Origin of the sequence: Actinosynnema mirum DSM 43827 (genome assembly GCF_000023245.1) — a bacterium.
In the GTDB taxonomy this organism is placed as follows: domain Bacteria; phylum Actinomycetota; class Actinomycetes; order Mycobacteriales; family Pseudonocardiaceae; genus Actinosynnema; species Actinosynnema mirum.
Genome location: NC_013093.1, coordinates 4,610,852 through 4,633,294 on the forward strand (window position 1 = coordinate 4,610,852; position 22,443 = coordinate 4,633,294).

The following is a 22,443-nucleotide window of genomic DNA, read 5'->3' on the forward strand; positions in this document are numbered from 1 at the left end:
ACGACCGTCGAGGTGGTAATGTATTTGTTGTCGCAGCGGGACGCGCGTGCCAGGGAATTCGACCTGAACCTGCGGAACCCCCTGTCGCTGCCCGGCACGGGGTGGCGGACCGTCTCCCCCGCCGACCTGCCCGCCGCGCAGCGGGTGCTCGATCTGCGGGCCACCGACCCCGGCGGGCTGTTCGCCTCCTCCGCGCGGCTGCTCGGGCCGCCCCACGCGTGGTGCGTGCTGGGGGACAACGTGATCGGCGTGACCGGGTGGTCCGGGGTCTCGCTGGAGGACCAGTACCGGGCCGTGCACGAGGGCGCCGCCGCGTTCATCGCGTCCGCCATGCTCTACCTGCGGGTGTCCGGGAAGGACGCGGGCGCGGCGCTGGACGCGCTGTCACCGCGCGCCGTGTCGGACATGCCCGTCGGCGGGGCGCGCTTCGTCCTGTTCACCACGCCCGCGGGCACGGTGGACGAGGAGGCCGTCGTCGTGCGCACCGGGCCCGACCGGTTCGAGATGTCCTGCGGCGGCGGCAAACCGCCGGGGTGGCTGGCCTCGGTGGCCGAGCAGTTCGACGACGTCACGGTCGGCCCCGGCGACCTGCGCAGCTTCAACATCAAGGGCCCCAACCGGTTGACCGCCGCGCAGAGCCTGGTCGGGCGGGACGACGCCGAGCTGGTCGCGGCGCTGCGGCCGTTCCAGTCCTGCGCGGTGCGGCCCGTCGCGGGCGGTGAGGCGCGCGTCGTGCGCACCATCATCGGCTACGAGGTCTGGGCCGCGCCCGACGTGCTGGCCTCGGTCTGGACGCACCTGCTGACCGAGCGGCCGGGGATCGTGCCGTGCGCGTGGGACCTGCTCAACACCTACCGGCTGGAGTGCCCGGACATCGTGTTCGCGCTCTACCCGGTCGACATGCACTCGGGCACGACGCTGTGGGAGGTCGGCCAGGGCCGTGTGGTGCGCAACAGCGACGGCCACGACCACGTCGGCCGCAAGGCGCTGCTGGAGGCCGAGTACTCGCCCCGGCTGCGGCTGGTGGGCCTGCGCTCGGCCACCGAGGTCGCGCCCCCGGAGACCGGCGGCGTGGTGCTGGACCGGTCCGGCGAGTTCCTCGGCCACGTCACCAGCGCCGCGTTCTCCCCGCGCCACGGGCGCACCCTCGCCTTCGCGCACCTGCTGCCCCAGTGCACCCCCGGCGCCGAGGTGCTGGTGGACGACACGCCGTGGACCACGACACCGCTGCCCGTCGCGGGTGCCCGGTGACCGCTCGGACCGACGTCGTCGTCGTGGGCCTGGGCGTCATGGGCAGCGCGGCCACCGCGGCGCTGGCCGCCTCGGGCCGGAGCGTGATCGGGCTGGACGCCCGCTCCCCCGCCCACCCGGACAGCGCCTCGACGGGCGAGTCCAGGATGCTGCGCCGCGCCTACCCGAGCCACCCCGACCTCGGCCCGCTGACCGGACCGGCGCGCGAGGCGTGGCTGAGCCTGGAACGCCGCGCGGGCGCGCCGCTGCTGCTGCGGACCGGCGGCCTGCTGGTCGACCGGTCCGGCGGGGCGGCGCGGTCGGCGGCGGTCGACGCGGCCCGGCGCGACGGCGTGCCGCACCGCGTGCTCGACGCGCACGAGCTGCGCCGACGCTGCCCCGCGCTGCGCTTCGCCGACGACGACACCGGTTTCCTGGACGAGGAAGCCGGACTGCTGCTGGCCGAGCGGTGCGTGCTGGCGCTGCAGCGCGAGGCCGTGGCCTCGGGCGCCCGGCTGCGGTTCGGCGAGCCCGTCGGCCTGGCGGACCTGCTGGACCGGTGGGCCGACCGGCGCGAGGTGGCGGGCGTGCGGGCCGACCGGCTGGTGCTCGCGCTGGGCGCGTGGCACGGCGCGGCCACCGCGTGGCCACCGCTGCGGGTCGAGCGCACCACCTCGTTCTGGTTCGACCCCGGCGGGCGGGACCTGGGCCCCGACGCGCTGCCGTTCGTGGAGTGGGTCGACGGGGACGGCGAGTTCTGCCTGCTGCCCGCCCTGCCCGGCGGGGTGAAGGCCAAGGCGCACCACACCGGGGAACCCGACCTCCCGCCCGCACGACCGGTCGGCGCGGACGAGGTGGCGCGGGCGCGCACCCGACTGCGCGGGCTCACCGGCCTGGACCTGGAACCGCGCGCCGCCACCGCGTCCTGCTACGCCAACACCGGGGACGGCGCGCTCGTCGTGGCCGCGCACCCAGGGGCGCCGGACGTCGTCGTGGTGTCGGCCTGCTCGGGCCACGGCTTCAAGTTCGCCCCGGTCCTGGCCGACCGGGTGGTCACCACCATCGGGGAGAGGAGCGCGGCGTGAGCGGCATCGCGGTCAGGTCGCCCGGCGGCCTGGAGGTCTCGGCGCTGGGTCTGGGCTGCATGGGCATGAGCGCCTTCTACGGGCGCGCCGACGAGCGGGAGAGCCTGGCGACGCTGCGGCTCGCGCTGGACTCCGGTGTGACTCTGCTGGACACCGCCGACATGTACGGGCCGCACACCAACGAGGAGCTGGTCGGCCGGGCCGTGCGGGGGCGGCGCGACGAGGTGGTGCTGGCCACCAAGTTCGGCATCCTGACCACCGACGACCCGATGGCGAAACCGGTGCGGGGCGACGCCGAGTACGTGCGCCGCAGCTGCGAGGACTCGCTGCGCAGGCTGGGCGTGGACCACCTCGACCTGTACTACCAGCACCGGGTGGACCCGGAGGTGCCGATCGAGGAGACCGTCGGCGCGATGGCCGAGCTGGTGGCGGCGGGCAAGGTGCGCGCGCTGGGGCTGTCCGAGGCGGGCGCCGCCACGATCCGCCGCGCCGCCGCCGTGCACCCGATCGCGGCCGTGCAGAGCGAGTGGTCGCTGTGGTCGCGCGACATAGAGGCCGAGGTGGTGCCCACGTGCCGCGAGCTGGGGATCGGGCTCGTCGCCTACTCGCCGCTGGGCAGGGGGTTGCTGGCGGGCCGGTTCGCCTCCCGCGCCGAGCTGGGGGCGGACGACTACCGGCTGTTCGAGCAGCCCCGGTTCGCCGAGCCGCACATCGGCGGGAACGTGCGCCTGGCCGAGGCGCTGGCCGCCGTCGCCGCCCGACTCGGCGCGACCGGCGGGCAGGCCGCGCTGGCCTGGGTGCTGCACCGGGGGCCGGACGTCGTGCCGATCCCCGGCACCCGGCGGCGCGACCACCTGCTGGAGAACATCGGCGCGCTCGGGCTGCGCCTGGGGCCCGAGGACGTCGCCGAGATCGAGCGGGCCGCGGCGGCGCACCTGGTCGGCGGCGGGCGCACCGCACCCGAGCACGCCGGCCTGCTGAACGGGTGAGGCGCGCGTGGCGGACCCGGACGAGCTCGCGGTGGCGCTGGCCGCCTGCTTGGACACCGCCCGCGCCAGGGAGCGCGCCGCGCGGGCCGACCCGGCCGCGCACCTGGTCACCGAGCTGATCGAGGCCGTGCTGAGCGCGGTCGAGGCGACGGGCCCCGCAGACGGCCGGGAGCGCTGCTTCCGCAGGGCGCTCGACCAGGTGCGGTCCGCGGCGGGCACGGCCAGCTTCGGGCTGGTCTTGAACGCCGACCGGCGGCGGCTCTCGGGTGGCGGCCACCTGCCACCGCCGACGTAGCACACCTGCTGAAGAGGGGACTGTGACGTGCTGGTGCTGGGCATGAACCTCAGCCACGACCGCTCGGCGTGCCTGATCCGCGACGGTGAGGTCGTCGTCGCGATCGAGGAGGAGCGGCTGGACCGGATGAAGCACTCGGAGGGCTTCCTGGTCCACGGCTACTTCGAGAAGCTCACCAAGACGCTGCCGATGCGGTCGGTGACCTACTGCCTGGACGCGGCGGGGGTCGGCATCGACGAGGTGGACCTGGTGGTGGGCAACCGGCCGCTGCACGACGGCGCGGTGCGCAGGCTGCTGCGCGAGCTTCCGCTGCGGGACAAGGGCAAGCTGCGGGAGCTGCCGCAGCCCTCGCACCACCTGGCGCACGCCTGGTGCGCGTACGCCACGGCGCCGTTCGACGACACCGCGATCCTGGTGGTGGACGGCATCGGCAGCAGGCTGCCCGGCACGGGACGGCTGGAGAAGCACTCGTTCTTCCACGCCCGCGACGGCCGCGTCACCCCGGTCGCGGGCACCAGCTACGACGCGGACTTCAGCACGGTCGGGTTGGGCCTGTTCTACGAGTTCTTCACCGCCAAGCTCGGGTTCGTCACCCGCTGGGGGCACCCCGGTTTCGGGGTGTTCGGCTGTGGCGGCTACCTGGAGGCGGGCAAGACGATGGGGCTGGCCCCGTTCGGCAGGCCGCGCCCGGACTGGGGTCCGCTGCTGGAGTACGACGGCGACGACGTGACCGCGCGGATGAGCACCCTGGAGGAGTCGTACGCCAAGTGGCTGGAGGCGGAGGGCGAGGAGTTCTCCGCCGCCGGGCGCGAGGCGTGGCGCACGCCGTTCGCCGAGGACGTCGCCCGCAAGGCGCAGGACGAGCTGGAGGAGGCGATGACACACCTGGCGCGGCGGGCGAGGGAGCTGACCGGTGCGTCCCGGCTGTGCCTGACCGGCGGGGTGGCGCTGAACTCGGTGGCCAACCAGCGGATCAGCGCGGAGGGCCTGTTCGAGCAGGTGCACGTCTCGCCGCCGGCGGGGGACGCGGGCATCGCCATCGGTGCTGCCGCCTACGGCTACCACGAGCTGCTCGGGGGGCGGCGGCGCGGCCGGTTCACCACGGCGGGCGTGGGCAGGCACTACACGGAGCAGGACGTGGACCGCGCGCTCGCGGGCGTCGGCGACCGGGTGCGGTCGCGGCGAGCGGACGTGCGTGAGGTGGCGCGGCTGCTGGCCGACCGGCGCATCGTGGGCTGGTTCCACGGCGGCTCGGAGATCGGGCCCCGCGCGCTGGGCCACCGCAGCCTGCTGGCCGACCCCCGCCACCCCGGGATGCTCGACTACCTGAACACGGTGGTGAAGCACCGGGAGCCGTTCCGGCCCTACGCGCCGTCGGTGCTGGCCGAGCACGCGGGCTCGTGGTTCGACCTGCGCGGCGACAGCCCGTACATGCTGCTGGTGCCGGAGGTGCTGCCCGCGCGGCGCGCCCTGGTGCCCGCGATCACGCACGTGGACGGCACGGCGCGGGTGCAGACCGTCGAGCGGTCGGTGAACCCGCTGTTCCACGAGGTGATCCAGGAGTTCCACGCGCTGACCGGCGTGCCGCTGCTGCTCAACACCTCGTTCAACGACGCGGGCGAGCCGATCGTGGAGACGCCCGAGGACGCGCTGCGCACGTTCCTGCGCACCGAGATCGACCACCTGTACCTGGGTGGGCGCCTGGTCGACAAGCCCGGCCGCGCGCTGCCCACCGGACACCCCGCGACCACGGAGGCAACGGCATGACCGGCGAACCCCGACCCGGCGACGCGTTCGGCGAGGTGCTGCGCGCCGCGCTCGCGCAGCACCGGGGGCAGGAGCAGGCCCGCTCGATCGGCGGGCTCAGGCCCCGCCCGGTGGTGGAGATCGTGGAGCGCGACGACGGTTTCATCCGGGGCGGCCCCGCCGCGTGGTACCTGGCCGGTCCCGAGGAGTGGTGGCCGAGCGAGCGCAAGGCGCTGGAGCGGATCGAGGGCCGCGTGCTGGACATCGGCGCGGGGGCGGGCCGGGTGGCGCTGGCGCTGCAGGAGCGGGGCGTGGACGTGACGGCGCTGGACCCGTCCGGGGGCGCGGTGGAGGTGGCCCTGGAGCTGGGCGTGCGCTCGGTGGTGCAGGAGACGGTGGAGGGGCACCTGCCGTCCGGGGAGCGCTACGACTCCTTCGTGCTGTTCGGGAACAACCTGGGACTGCTGGGGCCGCGCGAGCACGCCCACCGGTTCCTGGCCGACCTGGCGGCGCTGGCCCGGCCGGGCGCGCGGGTCTTCGCGCAGGGCACCGACCCGCACCACAGCAACGACCCGCTGAACCTGGCCTACCACGAGCGCAACCGGGAGCGCGGCAGGCTGCCGGGGCTGTACCGGCAGCGGGTGCGGTTCCGCGACCTGGCCACCGGCTACCTCGACTACCTGCTGTGCTCGGCGGCCGAGCTGGAGGAGCTGGTCGCGGGCACGGGGTGGGCGCTGGTGGACGTGGACGAGCAGGACGCGCCGCTGCTGGTGGCCACGCTGGTGCGCGAGGGCTGAGTTGTCGGAGAAGCCGGTGCCGCCGGGCCGCTCGACGTCCTCGGGCTACTCGGCGGTGTGGCGCCTGCCGGGCGCGCCGTTCCTGCTGGTGGTGGGGGCGGCGGCCCGGCTGGGCGCGGGCATGACGCCGCTGGCGCTGCTGCTGCTGGTGCGGGACTCCACCGGCGGCTACCTGCACGCGGGGCTGGCCGGTGGCTGCTACGCGCTGACGGGCGCGGCGGCCGGTCCCGTGCTGGGCAGGCTCGCGGATCGGCTCGGGTCGGCCCGTGTGCTGGTGGCGGCCGGGGTCGCGCACGCCTGCGCGTTGCTGCTGCTGGTGGCGGTGGCCGGGTGGTCGTGGGCGGCGGTGTGCGCGGCGGCGACGGCGGCGGGGGCGAGCTACCCGCCGTTGACGCCGGTGGTGCGCGGCGCGTGGAGCGTGATGGCGGCGCGGGAGCTTCGCCGGACGGCGATGGCGGCGGAGAGCGCGGTGTTCGAGCTGGTGTTCGTGGCGGGGCCGTTGCTGGTGTCGATCTCGGTGTTGCTGTCCTCGCCCGCCGGGGCGCTGGTGTGCGCGGCGGTGACAACGCTGCTGGGGTCGTTGGCGCTGTCGCGGTCGGCGGCGCTGCGCGGGCCGAGGGCCGCGGTGGCGACGACGGGGCTGGGGCCGCTGCGCGTGCCAGGGTTCCCCGCCGTGCTGGTGTGCGTGGGCGCGCTGGGCGTGGGGTTCGGGATGGTGTCGGTGGCGGTGCCTGCGGCGGCCGAGGGGACGGCGGGGGCGGCGGGGGTGCTGCTGGCGCTGTGGGGGTTGGGCTCCGGGGTCGGCGGTCTGTGGTTCGGGCTCAGGCGCGGCGGTGGCGCCGGGACGCGCCAGCTGGCGGTGCTGCTGTGGCTGAACGCGCTGGCCACGGCGGCGCTGGCGCTGGCGGCGGGGCCGGTCGCGCTGGGGGTGGCGATCGTGCTGGCCGGGCTGGTGATCGCGCCCGCGCTGACGGTGTACCTGCTGCTGGTGGACCGGATCGTGCCGGACGGGATGCTGACCGAGGCGCACACGTGGGTGGCTGCGCTGCCGGTGGCGGCGAACTCGGCGGGCGGGGCGGTGGCGGGGGCGCTGGTGGACGGGCCTGCCGGAACGGCGGTGGCGTTCGCGGCGGCGGGCGGGGTGATCGCGCTGGCGGCGGCGACGGCGGCGCGGACCCGTGGGCCGATCGACCGGGCCGAGCGGGCGGCGCAGGGGTGAGGACACCCGTCCCCGACCCACTCGGGATGTGGATCACCGAGTAGGTCGGGGGCGCCGCCGAGCGCGTCGGGGCGGTCCTCCAGGAGGAAGTGGCCGCTGTCGAAGAGGTGGAACTCGACGTCCTCGAGGTCGCGCTTGTACGGGTGGGCGCCCTCCGCGGGGAAGATCACGTCGTTCGCGCCCCAGACGCCCAGGGTCGGGGGCTGCTTGGCGCGCAGCCAGTCCTGGACCGCCGGGTAGAGGGCGGGGTTGGTGCCGTAGTCGAGGAAGTAGTCGAGCTGGACGTCCTCGTTGCCGGGACGGTCGAGGAGGGCCTGGTCGAGGGTGCAGTTGTCCGGGGAGACGCGCTCCGGGTGGGCCATGCCGTCGGTGTGCTGGAACTTCGTGGTCTCCGGGGTGACCAGGCCGCTGAGGGCCTCGCGGTTCCGCGGGGTGGGGTCGGCCCAGTAGCGCTTGATCGGGGCCCAGAAGTCGTCGTCCAGGCCCTCGTCGTAGGCGTTGCCGTTCTGCACGACCAGCGCGGTGATCGCGTCCGGGTCGGCCAGTGCGAGGCGCCAGGCGGTGGGGGCGCCGTAGTCGAAGACGTTGACCGCGTAGCGGGTGACGCCGAGGCGGGTCAGGAGCGCGCGGACCAGGTCGGCGGCGCGGTCGAAGGTGCAGGGGAACTCGGTGTGGTCGGGCGCGGCGCTCTGGCCGAAGCCCGGCAGGTCGGGGGCGATCACGGGGAAGCGGTCGGCGAGGTGCGGGATGAGGTTGCGGAACATGTGCGACGAGGTCGGGAAGCCGTGCAGCAGGAGCACGACGGGGGCGTCGGCCGGGCCCGCTTCCCGGTAGAAGAGCTCGAAGGCGTCCAGGTTCTCGGTCTTGTGGTTGACGATCACCGGCGCGGTGGACGAGGCGGGCGTGGGCCAGGGCAGCCGATCGGTCGCGACCGGCTCGCCGCCTTCCTGCGCTCGGCGGGCCGGGCGCTGGAGGGGTGCCGGGTGGGCGGCTTCGCCTACGACGCGGGCGTCGTGGGCGACCCGGACCTGCGCGCGGGCCTCGACTCGACCTTCACCGAACTGGGCGCCCTGGTGGAGGAGGCGGTGCGGGCGGGCCAGGAGGACGGCTCGCTGATCCCCGGCCCCGACCCGGCGAAGACCGCAGCGGCGCTGATCGCCGCCGTCGAAGGCGCGTTCGTGCTCACGCGGGCGACCGGACGGCAGGGGTCGGCGGACGCCGCGACCTCGGGCATCCTCGCACTGCTGACCAACGACTGACCAACGACTGACGACCGGACGACGGACGGACGGCTGCCGGACGACGGACGGACGGCTGCCGGACGACGGACGGACGGCTGCCGGACGACCGACCTGGGCCCGACCGCTCAACCGCACACCCCCCGAGCGCGCACCCCGCGCCGGGTTCAAGGAACGACCTGCCAGGGATGGTGAGCGTGGAGACGACCGGAAAGACGGATCTCGACTTCTCCTTCGACCCGGTGTGCCCGTTCGCGTGGATGACGAGCAAGTGGGTCCGGATCGTGCAGGCGCGGCGCGGGTCGGCCGTCGACTGGCGGTTCATCTCGCTGCGCCTGATCAACTCGCACGTCGACTACGACAGCCACTTCCCGCCGGAGTACGAGGCGCGGCACACCGCGGGCCTGCGACTGCTGCGGGTCGCCTCGGCGGTGCGGGAGCGGCACGGGCGCGAGGCGGTCAGACCGCTGTACGCCGCGCTCGGCGCCCGGATCATGGAGTCGGCCCCCGACGCGGGACGCGCGCCGGGCTGGCAGGGCGCGCCGGAGCTGGCCGCCGACGCGCTCGCCGAGGCCGGGCTGCCGACCTCGCTCGCGGAGTCCCTGGACGACGCCTCGCGCGACGCGGAGATCCAGGCCGAGTCGGACGAGGCGCTGTCCCTGACCGGCAAGGACGTCGGCACCCCGATCCTGCGCTTCGCCCCGCCGAACGGCACGGCGCTGTTCGGCCCGGTGATCAGCAGACTGCCCGACGAGGACCAGGCGGTGGCCCTGTGGGACCACGTCGCCGCCCTCGCCGCCTTCCCCGGTTTCGCCGAGCTGAAGCGCAGCCTGCGCGAACAGCCGCAACTGCCCTCGTTCGGCGTCACGGCGCAGGAGACGGGCCCGGTCGAGGACTGGCACGCCGGGAGCCGCAGGCTGAAGAAGTAGACCTACGGCCCACGTGCGCCCCGACAGGGCAGCACAGGAGGGCGACAAGGACGCGACAGGCCCCGGCGAGGCGCGGCAGGGGCGGCCGGGGAGCGACAAGGCGCGGTAGGACGCTGCGGGCCCGGCGGCGGGGGCGGCGTACCCGACAACCGGCGACCCCACACCCGGCGTCCCCCACACCCGGCGACCCCACACCCGGCGTCCCCCACACCCGGCGTCCCCGCGCCTGGCGTTCCCCACGCTCGACGACGACCCCCAGCGCCGTCGAGCGCGAGGTCTGCCCCTACCTCCGCCTGACGGCGTAGGTCAGGTGGGTCACCCCCTCGCCGGGTTCGGCGCGGACCTGGTCCAGGGCCACCCTGGACGCGTCCACGCCCTCGAACAGGCGGATGCCCGCGCCGAACAGCACCGGGGACAGGGCGAGGGTGAACTCGTCCACCAGTCCGGCGTTCAGGTGGCGCAGGATCGTCTCGCCGCCACCCGACACGCGCACGTCCCGGTCACCGGCGGCCTCACGCGCCTGGGCCAGCGCGGACTCGACGCCGTCGTTCACGAAGTGGAACGTGGTGCCGCCCCGGCGCTCCCAGGGGGCGCGGCGCTCGTGGGTCACGACGAACACCGGGGTGTGGAACGGCGGGTCGTCGGGCCAGGCGTGCTCGCCCGCGTCGAACATGCGCTTGCCCATCACGCTCGCGCCGGTGCGCTCGAACGTCGCCCGGACGATCTCGTTGTCCCGCCCCTCCGCGCCGCCGGAGCCGAGCTTGAGGTTCTCCCGGAAGAACCGCTGCCGGAAGGCCCAGCCCTGCAGCTCCATCCACTGCCGCCCCATCAGCTCCTCGGCGCTCTCGGGGGCGATGAAGCCGTCCAGGGACATCGACACGCTGAAGAACACCGTGCCCGCCATCAGATTCGCTCCCCCGCGCCATCCGTGACGTGAGCAGACCCGGCCACCGGCGAGACCCCGGTCACCGGAGCACCACCAGCGGCCCGAGCGGCCCCGGCGGCGGGCGAGAGCCCGGTGGCACCAGCACCCCCGGTGACGTAAGCCGCCAGGTTGCCGAGGGTCTGCCTGCCGCCCTCGACCGCGTGGTACTTCTCGACCGCCTCGGCGCGCGCCTCCCGCGTGGGGAACACCGTGCGCAGCTCGACGCGCGTCCCCGCCCCCTCCGGCTCGAACGTCAGCACCGTCTCGAACGCGTTCGGGTCGTCGCGGAACTCCCCGTGCCGCAACGTGATCCGCTCCGGCGGGGCGATCCCGGTCCAGGTGATCCACTCCTGGTAGTCCGTCCCGTCCGGCCCGCGCATCACGAACTCCCACTCCCCCCCGACGCGGAACTCGAACGCGCGCGTCGTCGTGGTGAACCCGTCCGGCCCCCACCACCGCGCCAGGTGCCGGACCTCGGTGAACGCCTCGAACACCAGCTCCCTCGGCGCGTCCACGACCCTGGAGACCACGACCTCGCGGTCGGCGACCGTTTCCACCCGCTACTCCCCCTGCCTCTCCTGCTTCAGCTCCTGCAGGTACCCGTCGAGCCGGTCGAAGCTCTCGCTCCAGAACCGCTCGAACCCGCCCGACCACTCGTGCACCGACCGCAACCCCCGCGCGTCCAGGCAGTACAGGCGCTGCTTGCCCGCCTTGCGATCCCGCACCAGCCCCACCTCCCGGAGCACGCGCAGGTGCTTGGACGCGCGCGGCTGGGTCATCCCGAGCCGGTCGGCCAGCTCGGTCACCGGCCACTCGCGCGACCGCAGCAGCCCCAGGATCTCCCGGCGCTGCGGTTCGGCGATCGCGTTGAAGACGTCCGAGGTGGTCGCTGCTCGTGCCATGGGCAAATCATATGCCCATATCGGCACGCGTCAAGGCGCAGTGGGCGGAGATCCACCGAAAGAGTGGTCAGAACCCGGAAACCCGCAGCTCAGGCGCGAGGCGGCGAGGGCGGTGGCGTGGAACCGCGGAGCACGGTCGGCACCCACAGGAAGTCCACGACCTCACCCCCCGCGCCGAACGTGTGCCCCCCGGCGCTCGCCAGCCGAGCCGACCCGCCCTCCGCCACGCGCAGCAGCTCGACCTCACCCCGCCGGACCACCAGCTCGCCCCGCAGCACGTGCGCCATCGAGTCCGGCGTCCCCGGCGTCCCGCCCACGCCGCCGTACCGGTCGTCGCCGAGCAGCCGCCACTTCCACAGCTCGATCGACGCCTCCGCCGTCTCCACCGCGTTCACCAGGTACGCCCAGCTCCCGCCCGGCGTGGACCACACCTCGACCCCCTCGGGCAGCGGGTCGCCCAGCACGCCCGCCAGTGCGGAGAAGGTCGTGCCCAGCGCGGACGCCACGCGGTCCACCGTGGACAGGCTCGGGTTCGCCTGCCCCAGCTCGATCTGGGTGAGCATCCGCCTGCTGACGCCGCTCAGCTCGGCCAGGCGCACCACGCTCAGCCCGGCGGCCTTGCGCAGCGCGCGGATGCGGTTGCCCAGGAGGACCACGACCTCCGGGCGGATCTGGTCGACCACGCGCACCCCACTCCCCAAATGAGCACTATAGTGCCCACCATCGCCGGTCGGCCCCACGCCGCCCCCCACCGCACGAGCACGTGAAGGCACGAGGCCCCCGCATGACCGCCACGCAGTCGATCCCCCCACCAGCGCGCACGTCGCCGCCGAGGCGGGACATCGTACGGTGGCAGCTCGGTTCCGCGACCTCCGGCGTTCCCCAGGCCGCCGCCCCGATCGCCTTCGGCCTGCTGGCGCTGCCGCTCACCGGCACGGCCGAGTCCGGGGCCGCACTCGTCTTCGCCATGACCGCGGCCCAGGTGCTCGGCTCGGTCCCCCTCTCCCGGCTGGGCAGGCGCTTCTCCCCGGTGCGCTACCTGCGCGCCCTGGTCGCCGTCCGCACCGCCGCCTTCGCCGCCGCCACGGGCCTGGGCGCGGTGGGCGCGCCGTTCGCCGCGCTGGTCGCCGCCGTCGTCGTGGCGGGCGCGGTCAGCGGGGCCGCGCACGGCTACCAGCGGCTCCTGCTCAACCACCTGGTCTCCCCCGGCCGCCTGCCCAGGGCGCTGGGCGTGGCCGCCACGCTGAACGAGGTCACCTTCGCGCTCTCCCCCGTGCTCGCGTCGCTGGTCGGCTCGGCGTCGCCGGTGTGGGCGATGGCGATGATCACCGTGCTCGGGCTGGGCCCGGCCGTGCTCACGCCCCGCGTCCCGGACATGCGCGCGGTCCCGGACGCGGCACCGGACGCGGCACCGGACGCGGTCCCGGACGCGACACCGGCCGGTGGCGGGCTCCCCCGCGAGGCGCTGGTGTGGTTGTGCTGCGCGGCGGCGGGCAGCGGCGCGGTCGCGGCGGTGGAGGTCGGCGCGGTCTCGTTCGCGCTCGCCTTCGACCTCGGTCCGGGGTGGGCGTTCCTGTTCGCCTCCGTGCTGTGCGCGGGCTCGGTCCTGGGCGGGATCAGGGTGAGCGTGCGCAACCGCGTCCCGAGCACCGCCGCGGTCGCCGGTTACCTGGCCGCCAGCACCGCGGGCGCCTGCGCGACGTTGGCGGGCGGGCACCTCGTGGTGACCCTGGCGGGCGCGGCGGTGCTGGGGTTCTTCCTGCCGCTGCTGGGCACGTTCTACTCGCTGGCGCTGGACGCGCTCGCGCCGCCGCACCGCAAGGCCGAGGTGTTCGCGCTGCAGCGGGTGGCGGGCGCGGTCGGGGTGATCTCGGTCAGCGGGCTGCTGGCCCTGCTGGGACTCCGGGCCGCGCTGATCGGCGGCGCCACCCTGCTGCTGGCCGCCACCTGCCTGGTCGCGCTGCGCGCCGCCCTGCCCCGGTTCCGTCCGCTCGGGACGGAACCGGGGCCTCTCGGCGGCTAGGACGCGGGCTCGCCCGAGGGCGGCGGGAGCTGCACGCCCAGGCGGACCGGCGGGCCGAAGTTCGGCGTGCCGTCGGCGTTCCAGGTGAACCTCTGCGCCCGCGCCGAGCGGTTCATGTCGCAGCCGCCGGACGCGCTCTCGTTGGCGTGGTAGACGATCCAGTCCTCCGTGCCGTCGGGGGACTTGAAGAACCCGTTGTGGCCGGGGGCGAACACGCCGTTCGCGTCGTCGCGCTGGAACACCGGGTTCGGCGACTTGGTCCAGTGCGCCCGGTTGAGCGGGTCGCCGCCGGTGAGGGTGAGCAGGCCCAGCTTGTAGTCCGGGCCCCAGCACGCGCTCGCCGAGTACACGATCATGGTCTTCCCGTTGCGGTGCAGCGGTTCCGCGCCCTCGTTGACGGCGGCGGTCTGCCGCTCCCAGGCCAGGGTCGGCTGGCTGATCGTGCGGCGGGCCCCGCTGAGCGTGTACGGGTTGCTCATCGGCGTGATGGTCAGCGACTGCGTGCCGTCCATCGCGCTGCCCAACAGGTACAGCTTCCCGCCCACCTGCAGGATGCTCGGGTCGAGCTCCCAGGTGTTCCCGAGGTCGGCCTTGAAGCTGTAGGGGCCCATGGGGTCGCCGCCCGCGGACTCCAGCACGTGCAGGCGCTGCGTGGGGTTGAAGTCCGGCACGTTCTGCCCGGCGACGTAGTACAGGTACCAGCGGCCGTTCAGCAGGTGGAACTCCGGCGCCCACATGGTGCAGCACCCGTTGGGGCGGCCGGAGAGGCTGAACACGACCTGGTCGGCCGCGCTCGACAACCCGGCCAGGGTGCGGGAGCGGCGCATGGTGACCGTGGAGTTCCAGGTCGTCGTCGCCAGGTGGTAGTAGCCGTTGTGGTGCTGGAGCCAGGGATCGGGGCCGCCCCGCTTGACGGGGTTCACGACCGCGCCCGGCGCGCCCAGCCTGATCAGCTGCCACTGCTGGTTCGCGCCGTCCAGGTCCGGCCACTGCACGACGCGCGCGCCGTCGGCGGTCGACCACTCGTAGGTCTCCACCGCCTTGCCGCTGGCCCGGTTCAGCAGCCGGACGTGGCCGGACGCCGAGTCCACGAGCCGGAACTGCTGGCTGGTCGCGTTGGAGTCGGTCCACTGCACGACCTCGGCCCCGTCGGTGGTCGACCCGCCGGAGATCTGCAGGACCTTGTCGCTGTGCCGGGACTTGAGCCGGTAGTAGCCGCCGCCGGAGTCGACGAACTGCCACTGCTGCCAGGCCCCGTCGTTGCGGGTGAACTGGGCGATGCGGGCGCCGTCGCCCGTGGCCAGGTCGTAGACGTCGAGCGCCCGGCCGCTGTGCCGGTTGACCAGCGCGTAGGAGGCGGAGGTGTCGACGATCGCCGCCGAGGCTGCCGGTGACACGGCGGAGGTGATCCCGCCGAGCAGGAGGGTGGTGGTGGCGAGGGTCAGCGCGGTGCGCCGACGCTAACGGGAGCGCGGCGCGCGCACAACACCCCCGCGCCGCCCGGCTATTCCCGGATCGCGCCCGTGAAGGGGGGTGAACCGCGACCTGTCGGGGCGGGCCGGGCGTTCCTAGCGTGGGAGGCATGGAGACCATCAAGCTCAACAACGGCGTCGAGATGCCCGCCCTCGGACTCGGGGTCTTCCAGTCGGCGCCCGAGGAGACCACCGGCGCGGTCGCGGCGGCGCTGGAGGTCGGTTACCGGCACGTGGACACGGCGGCGGTCTACGGCAACGAGCGCGAGGTCGGGCGGGCGCTGCGGGAGTCCGGGCTGGCGCGGTCGGAGTACTTCGTCGAGACCAAGGTGTGGATCGACGACTACGGGCGGGGCGCGACGCGGCACGCGTTCGGCAAGAGCGCGGGCAAGCTCGGGCTCGACGTGATCGACCTGCTGATCCTGCACCAGCCGTTCCCGCACCGGTTCGACCTGACCGTCGAGGCGTACCGGGACCTGGAGGGGCTGCTCGCGGACGGGTCGGTGCGGGCGATCGGGGTCAGCAACTTCGCGCCCGTGCACCTGGAGCGGCTCGCCGCCGAGACCGGGGTGGTCCCGGCGGTGAACCAGGTGGAGCTGCACCCGTACTTCGCCCAGCCCGACGTGCAGGCGGCCGACGCGGAGCGCGGGATCGTGACGCAGGCGTGGTCGCCGATCGGCGGGATCACGTTCTACCCCGGCTGGGGCGGCGAGGACCGGGTCAACGTGATGGCGGACCCGGTGATCACCGCGATCGCCGACGGGCACGGGCGCACGGCCGCGCAGGTGATGCTGCGCTGGCACCTGCAGCGTGGGCGGTCGGTCATCCCGAAGTCGGTGAGGCCGCACCGGATCGCGGAGAACTTCGACGTCTTCGGGTTCGCGCTGACCGAGGCCGAGCTGGCGGCGGTGGACGGGCTGGACCGGGGCGTGCGCGGCGGGCCGGACCCGGAGGGGTTCACGCTGGAGGAGTGGGGCTCGGTGATCCCCGAGGCGTGACGCGGCGGCGGGGAACGGGCAGACGAGACGCCCTGGGGGCGCCGCGGAATCGAGGTTCGGCGGCGCGGAGAGTGCCCCGGCGCGGCCCACGTCGAACTGTGGCGCATATTACCCCTGAATGGAGCAGGGCTCGGAGCTCGTCCTCGCTGGTCAACGCGGGCTCGACCTGGGAGCCTCGGATGTTCGGATGAGCAGCGTTCGACGAGGAGGTCGGATGTCCGCCCAGGATGAGCAACCCGTGATCGTGCACGCCAGCGGGGACGTGGACGCGATCAGCGCCCCCGGTTTCGAGCGGCAGCTGCGCACAGCGTTCACCGAGGCCGCCGACAAGGGCGGGCCGGTGGTGGTGGACCTGACCGAGGTGCGGTTCTTCGCCTCGGTGGGCATGTCGCTGCTGGTGGAGCACCACCGCCTCGGCGCGAGGCAGGGCACGCCGCTGCGCGTGGTCGCCCCGGCCAGGGCGATGGTGCGCGCCATGCGGGCGACGACCCTCGACCAGCTCCTCGACCTCTACCCGACCGTCCAGGAGGCGGTGGTCCCGGAGTCGTTGTGAGCACACCGGTCGCGGTCGCGCGGACTCCCCCTCCGCGCGACCGCCACCACCCCCGGTCGGCCCTGCGGCGCGGGTCAGCCCAGCAGGCCCAGCTCCTGTGCGCGCAGCACGGTCGCGAGCCGGTCGGTCGTGCCGAGCTTGCGGTACAGGTGCTGGAGGTGCCGGTGCACCGTGCGCGGCGAGATGTCGAGCCTGCGGGCGATCGCGTCCGCCGTCAGGCCCTCCGCGAGCACCACCAGGACGGTCCGCTCGCGCTGGGTCAGCCGGTGCCCGTCGACGGGCAGCCGCAGGACCGTGGCCAGCGACTCGCGCTCGGCCGCCACGAGCAGCGCGGCCAGCGGCGGCGGGCACGAGCGCGGCTCGTGCGCGAGGACCACCAGCAGCGGTGAGCCCGCCCCCCGGCGCACCAGGTGCTCCAGCAGGGCCAGCGAGGGCCGGTCGGCCAGGTGCACGTCGTCGAGCAGCAGCACCAGCCCCGGCAGCGAGCCGAGCACCGCGTCGACGGCGCGGCGCAGCTCGTCCTCGGTCATGCCGAGCGCGCGCGGCGCCCGCAGCAGCCCGCGCAGCAGCAGGACCACGTCGCGCTCGCGGCCGTGCGCGGAGACCGAGCCGAACGCGTCCTGGAACAGCCCGTACGCGCCCCCGCGTGCCCGCCCCCTGGCCACCAGCGCCCCCCGCGCCGAGGCCAGCGCGGCGAACTCGTCCAGCAGGCGGGTCCGCGAGGCCCCGCTCACCTCCGGGACGCCGAGCAGCCTGACCCCGGACCGGTCGGACAGCAGCCGCTCGAAGCGATCGGCGCGCGGTCGCGCCTGCAAGGTCGATGTCATGTCCCACTTCCCCCCGTGCGTGGTACTCCCCAGTCACCACTAGTGCATGAGCGGAACGGTCACGGCCAAATACACCGGCCGCCGGAAAACCGCCCGAATGCGGGATGCCCGCCCGACCCCGCCGGAACGGCGGGAGGTGCGGCGCGCGGGTTCCGTTCGGGGGAGGGCGAGGGGCGGGGATCGCTGCGGGTAACACCGCGGCGCGATCGCGTCCGAATGGACCAGTGCCGCGCGGCGGTTGCCAGGCACGGCGCGGACGTCACCATTCACACAATGTGGGTGACGCGCGAAAGTGTTACCCACCGTCGAGTGAGTTGATGCGTCTGTCTCGGGGAGACCGCTACCCCTGGTCGTCCCTTCCTCCTACCTTTGGACCTACCGCTCGGGTGAGCGGACGAGTTCAGGGGAAAACAGGAGGTAGTGATGGGTCTGCTCGGCACATTGCTGGACCTGGTGAAGAACGTGCTCGGCGCCCTCCTGGGCGGTCTGGTCTGACCGCCGCGTCCCACCGGCCCGGACGCACGGTCCCGCCGAGGGGGCGGGACCGCGCGGCCTGATCGGCGGGACCACGGCGCTCCGGCGGCACGCCTGCACCCGCCCGGAGCAACGAGCGGACCCCCGTTCCCCAAGAGGGGAACGGGGGTCCGTCGTCGTCCGCGCCGGGAGTGGCGTCAGTGCGGCAGCTCCGCGGCGAGCCGCTCGTCGCCGCTCTGCTCCTTGAGCGGCTTCTCCTTGATGAACAGCACCGCGAGCAGCGCGATCGCGGCGATCGGCGCGCCGATCAGGAACAGCTCGGCGGTGGCCGTGGCGTACACGTCGCGCACCACCAGCCGGATCGGCTCCGGCAGCGCCGACAGGTCGGGCACCGCCGTGTGGCCGCCGCCGCTGGCGAGCATGTCGGCGGGCACGCCCAGCGCGGTGAGCTTCTCGGTCATCAGCGTGGACACCCGGTTGGCCAGCACCGCGCCCAGCGCGCTCACGCCGATCGAGCCGCCGAGGCTGCGGAAGAAGGTCAGCGTGGACGTGGTCGCGCCGAGGTCCTTGGCGGGCACGTCGTTCTGCGCGGCCAGCACCAGGTTCTGCATCACCATGCCGACGCCGACGCCGAGCACGGCCATGTGCACGCCGACCACGAGCACGGTGGTGTTCGCGTCGATCGTGGACAGCAGCAGCATCCCCACGACCATGATCGCGGCGCCCGCGACCAGGAACACCTTCCAGCGACCCCACTTGGTGATCAGCTGACCGGCGATCGTGGACGACAGGAACAGGCCGAACACCATCGGCAGGCTCATCAGACCGGCCTGGGTGGGGGTCTTGCCGAGGCCGATCTGGAAGTACTGCGACAGGAACACCGTGCCGCCGAACATCGCCACGCCCACCAGGACGCTGGCGATGGTGGTGAGGCTGACGGTGCGGTTGGCGAACAGGCGCAGCGGCACCACGGGGTCGGCGGCGCGGGACTCGACCCACACGGCCAGAGCCAGCAGCAGCACGCCGCCGCCGACCAGCACGGCGGACCAGGCGGAGACCCACTCGAACGAGCCGCCCGCGAGCGTGGACCAGATCAGCAGGGTGGAGACGCCGCCGGTGATCAGCGCCGCGCCCAGGTAGTCGATCCGGACGGAGTCCTTGCGCACCAGCGGGAGGTGCAGGGTGCGCTGGAGCAGCACGATCGCGGCCAGGGTGAACGGGACGCCGATGAAGAAGCACCAGCGCCAGCCCAGCCACGAGGTGTCCACCAGGAACCCGCCGATGAGCGGGCCGGCGACGGTGCCGATGCCGAAGACGGCGCCGAACAGACCGGCGTAGCGGCCCAGCTCGCGCGGCGGGATCATCGCGGCCATCACGATGGTGGACAGCGCGGTCATGCCGCCCGCGCCGAGCCCCTGGACGACGCGGCTGACGATCAGCACCTCGACGTTCGGCGAGAAGCCCGCCAGGAGCGAGCCGACCACGAACAGGCCGAGGGAGAGCTGGATGAGCAGCTTGCGGCTGTAGAGGTCGGCGAGCTTGCCCCACAGGGGGACGGTGGCGGTCATCGCGAGCAGCTCGGCGGTGACGACCCAGGTGTAGACGGACTGCGAGCCGTCGAGGTCGGAGATGATGCGCGGCAGGGCGTTCGAGACGACGGTCGAGGCCAGGATGGACACGAACATGCCCAGCATCAGGCCCGTCATCGCCTGGATGACGTCGCGGCGCGAGGTGCTCGGGGCCCCGGTCGCGGGTACAGCGGTGTCGGTCATCTTTCCTCGTCGGATCGGTGGTGCGGGGTTTTGGGGAGGGCGAAGCCGCAGGCCAGCAGGTCGAAGGCCTCGGCGATCAGGTCGGTGAGCTGGGGGGCGTCGCCGGTGGCGGGCCAGCTGGCCCAGCGCCAGGCGGCGACGCGGAACGCGGTGTTGGCGGAGGCGGCGAGCAGCATGGGGTGGGCGTCGGTCTCGGCGTGCCCGGTGCGCTCGGCGAGGGCGCGGACCATGTGCCGCTCGACCTGCTCGCCCGCCGCGAGGACCTTGGGCAGCAGCACGGGGTTCTGCTCGATGACGCGCATCCGGCGCAGCCACTCGTCACGGCCCGCGGTCTCCTCGGCCAGTTCGGCCAGGAGGGCGGCGCGCAGCACGGCGAGGGGGGCGAGGTCGGCGGGCTGGTCGAGGATGCGGCGGGCCAGGCGCGGGCCCGCGTCGGGGTCGGGCCCGAGGAGGGCCTCTTCCTTGGTGGCGAAGTAGTTGAAGAACGTGCGGGCGGAGACGCCCGCGGCTGCGGCGATGTCCTCGACGGTGATGCCGTCGAGCCCGCGCTCGGCGACCAGGTCGAGCGCGGCGTCGGCCAGCGCCTGCCTGGTCAGCCGCTTCTTGCGGTCGCGCAAACCTTCCCCCATACGAGTGAGGGTAGGCGAAAAGCTGCACATAGTGCAAGTTTGCAGCGACTGAAGTTTTTATGTCGGAAAGGTAACGGGCCTTCGGTCCCGGTACCGACTGGTCAGCCGCACGCTCCCGCGACCAGTCGGCGGAGCTCCCCCTGCGGCAACGGGTTCGCGCTCAGCCACCCGTCCCGCTCGACCACCAGCAGCCGCCCACGGCGGGTGTCGAGCCAGCGGATCGGGGCGCTCCTGCTATCACCCGAACGGCGGAGGCGGGGTTGGGCCGTGCACATACCGCCACCGAGCGCGGAGGCGAGCAGGCTGGTCCACCCGCGAGCCGAGGACCCGGTGACCCCGTGCGCGGTGAGCACCTCCCAGGCGCCGCCCGAGGGCACCCGGCCCGCGGCGGCCACGGCGGCGGCGGGCGCGGTGAGCGGGAGGCAGTCGGCGGGCGGCAGGACCGGCTCGGCGGCGAGGAGGACGTCGGGGAGCAGGTCGGGCAGGCAGGGCGTGACGGCGACGTCGGGACCGGCGGGCCGCAGCGCGAACGCGACCCCGCCGCCCCGGACCCCCACGGCGACGCCGGAGGCGCCCTCCCAGTGCACGCGGTCGCCGGAGAGGGCGGTGACGAGGTCGGCGACGTGCCCGGAGGGACCCCGGTGGTCGGCCAGGCCCCTGGCGCGCAGGGAGGCGGAGACGCGGCGGTTGTCGGCGAGGTGGTCGGACCAGGTGCGGGCGGTGGGCGGTTCGGGGAGGGGGAAGGGCCAGGGGGCGGCGGCGGTCTCGCAGAGCAGGTGCAGCTCGCGGGCGGTGAGCGACAAGTGGTTCACCGGCGCTTCCCCGCCGCGTCGAACCCGTGGACGAGCGCCTCCTCGACGTCGAGGTAGGTCCGGACGCTGGCCAGCAGCTCCTGGCGGATCTTGCGCAGCTCGGCGATGGTGACCCACAGCGCGAGGCGGAACTCCCGCGAGCGCCGCCCGAACACCTCCTTCAGCCCGGCGGCCTGCCCGCTGGTCCCCAGCGGGAGCCGGGCGTCGGTCTCGGGCGCGCAGGAGCGGTGGAGCTCCGACAACCGCTCCAGCACCCGCTCGACCTCCCGGACACGCGCGCGCACCTGCTCCGGCGAGCACTCCAGCCCGCCGCCGACCCCGTCACCCGCACCCACGACAGCCTCCGCTCACTCGCCGATGACCCTGGGCGCCGCGAGGAGCCCTTCCACCCCGAACAGCCCTTCCTCGTGCGGGACCTTGCGCCGCCACTCCTGCTCCGACCCGCGCCCGTCGGCCGGGGACTGCCCGAGCGGCCCGTACAGCGAGGGGCCCCCGACTCCGGGAGCGCGCGGCGGGACGGGACGCGCCTCGCCCTGGCGCGCCTCACCGGGTCCCCGGCCGAGCACCGAGGGGGCCGCGCCGGACCAGGGCTGGGCGGCCTGGGCAGCGCCCGCGCCGCCGGACGGCCGCGCGCCACCCCGCGCGCCGCCACGTCCCGCGCCGACCTGCCACGCCTGGGCCTGCGGGCCACCCGCCTGGCCCGCCGCCTGCTGCGCGGAGGCGGGGTGCGCCCCGTGACCCCTGGGATCGGCCTCGGCGCTCGACGACACCGCGGTCGTCCCCCCGACCGCTCCCGCCACCGGCTCGCAGGCGCCGCGGCCGGCCGGCGCCACCGGAGCGTCGTCGAAGGCGAAGCCCTCCCCCGACCCGCGCGGCGGGACGCCCGTGGGGCCGCCCGCCCCCAGGCCGTCGGCGTGCGGGTCGAGCTCCACCGGGAAGTCCGACGCCCCCGGCCCACCGGCGAAGACCTCCCAGTCGCGGGCCCGCCTGGAGTTCTCGTCGTTGGCCACCATGTGGCCGATGTCCCGGGAGCACGACTCGTGGCCGCGCATGACCTCGACGGCCCGCTGCTTCTCGCCCTCCAGCCAGGCTGCGCGCGCGGCCTGCCCCGCCAGGGACCCCAGCGCCACCCCGGTCAGCGGATTCACGCCCCCCAAGGCAAAAGCCGCGTCCTCCGGGAAGCCGGGCACCTTCGGCATCAGCTCCCTGGCGCACTGCAACTGGACGCCCGCGGTGTTGATGTGGGAGCCCGTGCCCCCCGCGATCCGGCTCAGGCTGGTCAGGCGCTCGGTGTGCTCGCCCAGCAGGCCCGAGGCGGCGGTGGCGGCCTCGCCCGTCCAGCACTGCCCGAGCTTCTCCCTGACCGCGTCCATCTCCGCGACGACCTCGGTCAGCTCCGCGGAGATCTCGTCCCACTGCGCCCCGCGCTCCACGACCCGTCCCGGATCGGCGTCGGTGTGCAGCATGTCGTGCATCTCCCGGTGGGTGTGCCCCTCCCACCGGACTCCCTCGTGGCGCACCGCAGAAT

General features: G+C 74.5%; 23 protein-coding genes and 1 pseudogene. 12 read left to right on the top strand and 12 right to left on the bottom strand.

Translation table 11 applies throughout. The features are described 5' to 3' along the window. Positions 1-18: 18 nt before the first annotated feature. The 7 genes from AMIR_RS19570 (at position 19) to AMIR_RS43235 (ending at position 7,361) form a co-directional block, all read left to right on the top strand. The gene (locus AMIR_RS19570) at positions 19-1,251 is read left to right on the top strand and encodes a glycine cleavage T C-terminal barrel domain-containing protein (RefSeq protein ID WP_015802685.1); all 1,233 of its coding nucleotides are present in this window, start codon (positions 19-21) and stop codon (positions 1,249-1,251) included. Continuing rightward, positions 1,248-2,315 carry an FAD-dependent oxidoreductase gene (locus tag AMIR_RS19575; RefSeq protein WP_015802686.1) on the top strand — a complete coding sequence of 356 codons (1,068 nt, stop codon included), beginning with the start codon at positions 1,248-1,250 and terminating at the stop codon, positions 2,313-2,315. The genes AMIR_RS19570 and AMIR_RS19575 overlap by 4 nt, the downstream gene beginning before the upstream one ends. Continuing rightward, on the top strand, positions 2,312-3,304 hold the full coding sequence (locus AMIR_RS19580) for an aldo/keto reductase (RefSeq protein WP_015802687.1): 993 nt from the start codon (positions 2,312-2,314) through the stop codon (positions 3,302-3,304). The genes AMIR_RS19575 and AMIR_RS19580 overlap by 4 nt, the downstream gene beginning before the upstream one ends. 7 nt (positions 3,305-3,311) lie before the next feature. Continuing rightward, positions 3,312-3,599 (top strand): hypothetical protein, encoded by a 288-nt coding sequence (locus AMIR_RS19585; protein ID WP_015802688.1) that lies wholly within the window; start codon positions 3,312-3,314, stop codon positions 3,597-3,599. Between the two features lie 27 nt (positions 3,600-3,626). Next, complete coding sequence (locus AMIR_RS19590; RefSeq protein WP_015802689.1) at positions 3,627-5,366, top strand: carbamoyltransferase family protein; 1,740 nt, start codon at positions 3,627-3,629, stop codon at positions 5,364-5,366. Beyond that, on the top strand, positions 5,363-6,142 hold the full coding sequence (locus AMIR_RS19595; RefSeq protein ID WP_015802690.1) for a class I SAM-dependent methyltransferase: 780 nt from the start codon (positions 5,363-5,365) through the stop codon (positions 6,140-6,142). The genes AMIR_RS19590 and AMIR_RS19595 overlap by 4 nt, the downstream gene beginning before the upstream one ends. Positions 6,143-6,263: 121 nt before the next feature. After that, the gene (locus AMIR_RS43235; RefSeq protein ID WP_425358889.1) at positions 6,264-7,361 is read left to right on the top strand and encodes an MFS transporter; all 1,098 of its coding nucleotides are present in this window, start codon (positions 6,264-6,266) and stop codon (positions 7,359-7,361) included. Positions 7,362-7,432: 71 nt separating this feature from the next. Here AMIR_RS43235 and AMIR_RS43240 read toward each other — a convergent pair. After that, a pseudogene (locus tag AMIR_RS43240) lies at positions 7,433-8,242 on the bottom strand (alpha/beta fold hydrolase); the annotation flags it as partial. Here AMIR_RS43240 and AMIR_RS40410 point away from each other — a divergent pair. Together AMIR_RS40410 and AMIR_RS19615 are read left to right on the top strand one after the other, a co-directional pair. Beyond that, positions 8,228-8,620 carry a TetR family transcriptional regulator C-terminal domain-containing protein gene (locus tag AMIR_RS40410; protein WP_187313592.1) on the top strand — a complete coding sequence of 131 codons (393 nt, stop codon included), beginning with the start codon at positions 8,228-8,230 and terminating at the stop codon, positions 8,618-8,620. The pseudogene AMIR_RS43240 and the gene AMIR_RS40410 sit on opposite strands and share 15 nt — an antisense overlap. A 167-nt stretch (positions 8,621-8,787) precedes the next feature. Beyond that, positions 8,788-9,528 (top strand): mycothiol-dependent nitroreductase Rv2466c family protein, encoded by a 741-nt coding sequence (locus AMIR_RS19615; RefSeq protein WP_015802692.1) that lies wholly within the window; start codon positions 8,788-8,790, stop codon positions 9,526-9,528. A gap of 283 nt (positions 9,529-9,811) precedes the next feature. Here AMIR_RS19615 and AMIR_RS19620 read toward each other — a convergent pair whose 3' ends face one another. The 4 genes from AMIR_RS19620 to AMIR_RS35955 all read right to left on the bottom strand — a co-directional run bounded on the left by AMIR_RS19620 (position 9,812) and on the right by AMIR_RS35955 (position 12,044). Then, positions 9,812-10,432, bottom strand: coding sequence for a dihydrofolate reductase family protein (locus AMIR_RS19620; RefSeq protein WP_015802693.1), 621 nt, complete (start codon positions 10,430-10,432; stop codon positions 9,812-9,814). Then, positions 10,432-11,010 (bottom strand): SRPBCC family protein, encoded by a 579-nt coding sequence (locus AMIR_RS19625; RefSeq protein ID WP_015802694.1) that lies wholly within the window; start codon positions 11,008-11,010, stop codon positions 10,432-10,434. The genes AMIR_RS19620 and AMIR_RS19625 overlap by 1 nt, the downstream gene beginning before the upstream one ends. 3 nt (positions 11,011-11,013) lie before the next feature. Continuing rightward, positions 11,014-11,355 (bottom strand): ArsR/SmtB family transcription factor, encoded by a 342-nt coding sequence (locus tag AMIR_RS19630; protein ID WP_015802695.1) that lies wholly within the window; start codon positions 11,353-11,355, stop codon positions 11,014-11,016. Between the two features lie 89 nt (positions 11,356-11,444). After that, a complete protein-coding gene (locus AMIR_RS35955; RefSeq protein ID WP_222840686.1) occupies positions 11,445-12,044 on the bottom strand; it encodes a helix-turn-helix domain-containing protein in 600 nt (199 codons plus the stop codon). A 95-nt stretch (positions 12,045-12,139) separates the two neighbouring features. On the opposite strand from AMIR_RS35955, the gene AMIR_RS19640 reads away from it, so the two are divergent. Continuing rightward, complete coding sequence (locus tag AMIR_RS19640) at positions 12,140-13,378, top strand: MFS transporter (RefSeq protein ID WP_015802697.1); 1,239 nt, start codon at positions 12,140-12,142, stop codon at positions 13,376-13,378. Here the strand turns inward: AMIR_RS19640 and AMIR_RS42030 are convergent. Next, positions 13,375-14,775: a family 43 glycosylhydrolase gene (locus AMIR_RS42030; RefSeq protein ID WP_015802698.1), complete on the bottom strand. Its 1,401-nt coding sequence runs from the start codon at positions 14,773-14,775 to the stop codon at positions 13,375-13,377. The two genes, AMIR_RS19640 and AMIR_RS42030, sit on opposite strands and share 4 nt — an antisense overlap. A gap of 185 nt (positions 14,776-14,960) precedes the next feature. On the opposite strand from AMIR_RS42030, the gene AMIR_RS19650 reads away from it, so the two are divergent. Together AMIR_RS19650 and AMIR_RS19655 are read left to right on the top strand one after the other, a co-directional pair. Beyond that, positions 14,961-15,848, top strand: coding sequence for an aldo/keto reductase (locus AMIR_RS19650; protein ID WP_015802699.1), 888 nt, complete (start codon positions 14,961-14,963; stop codon positions 15,846-15,848). 214 nt (positions 15,849-16,062) lie between these two features. After that, complete coding sequence (locus tag AMIR_RS19655) at positions 16,063-16,401, top strand: STAS domain-containing protein (RefSeq protein ID WP_015802700.1); 339 nt, start codon at positions 16,063-16,065, stop codon at positions 16,399-16,401. A gap of 74 nt (positions 16,402-16,475) precedes the next feature. Here AMIR_RS19655 and AMIR_RS42035 read toward each other — a convergent pair whose 3' ends face one another. The 6 genes from AMIR_RS42035 to AMIR_RS19685 all read right to left on the bottom strand — a co-directional run bounded on the left by AMIR_RS42035 (position 16,476) and on the right by AMIR_RS19685 (position 22,435). Then, on the bottom strand, positions 16,476-17,228 hold the full coding sequence (locus AMIR_RS42035; RefSeq protein ID WP_015802701.1) for a helix-turn-helix transcriptional regulator: 753 nt from the start codon (positions 17,226-17,228) through the stop codon (positions 16,476-16,478). A 671-nt stretch (positions 17,229-17,899) separates the two neighbouring features. Continuing rightward, positions 17,900-19,474, bottom strand: coding sequence for an MDR family MFS transporter (locus AMIR_RS19665; RefSeq protein WP_015802702.1), 1,575 nt, complete (start codon positions 19,472-19,474; stop codon positions 17,900-17,902). Further along, entirely contained in the window at positions 19,471-20,103 is a 633-nt protein-coding gene (locus AMIR_RS19670) for a TetR/AcrR family transcriptional regulator (RefSeq protein ID WP_015802703.1), read from the bottom strand. The genes AMIR_RS19665 and AMIR_RS19670 overlap by 4 nt, the downstream gene beginning before the upstream one ends. Positions 20,104-20,204: 101 nt before the next feature. After that, positions 20,205-20,915: an ESX secretion-associated protein EspG gene (locus AMIR_RS19675; RefSeq protein WP_015802704.1), complete on the bottom strand. Its 711-nt coding sequence runs from the start codon at positions 20,913-20,915 to the stop codon at positions 20,205-20,207. Then, positions 20,912-21,250, bottom strand: a complete 339-nt coding sequence (locus tag AMIR_RS40415; RefSeq protein WP_015802705.1) for a hypothetical protein — start codon at positions 21,248-21,250, stop codon at positions 20,912-20,914. The genes AMIR_RS19675 and AMIR_RS40415 overlap by 4 nt, the downstream gene beginning before the upstream one ends. Before the next feature lie 12 nt (positions 21,251-21,262). Continuing rightward, the gene (locus AMIR_RS19685; RefSeq protein WP_015802706.1) at positions 21,263-22,435 is read right to left on the bottom strand and encodes a WXG100 family type VII secretion target; all 1,173 of its coding nucleotides are present in this window, start codon (positions 22,433-22,435) and stop codon (positions 21,263-21,265) included. Positions 22,436-22,443 lie beyond the last annotated feature (8 nt).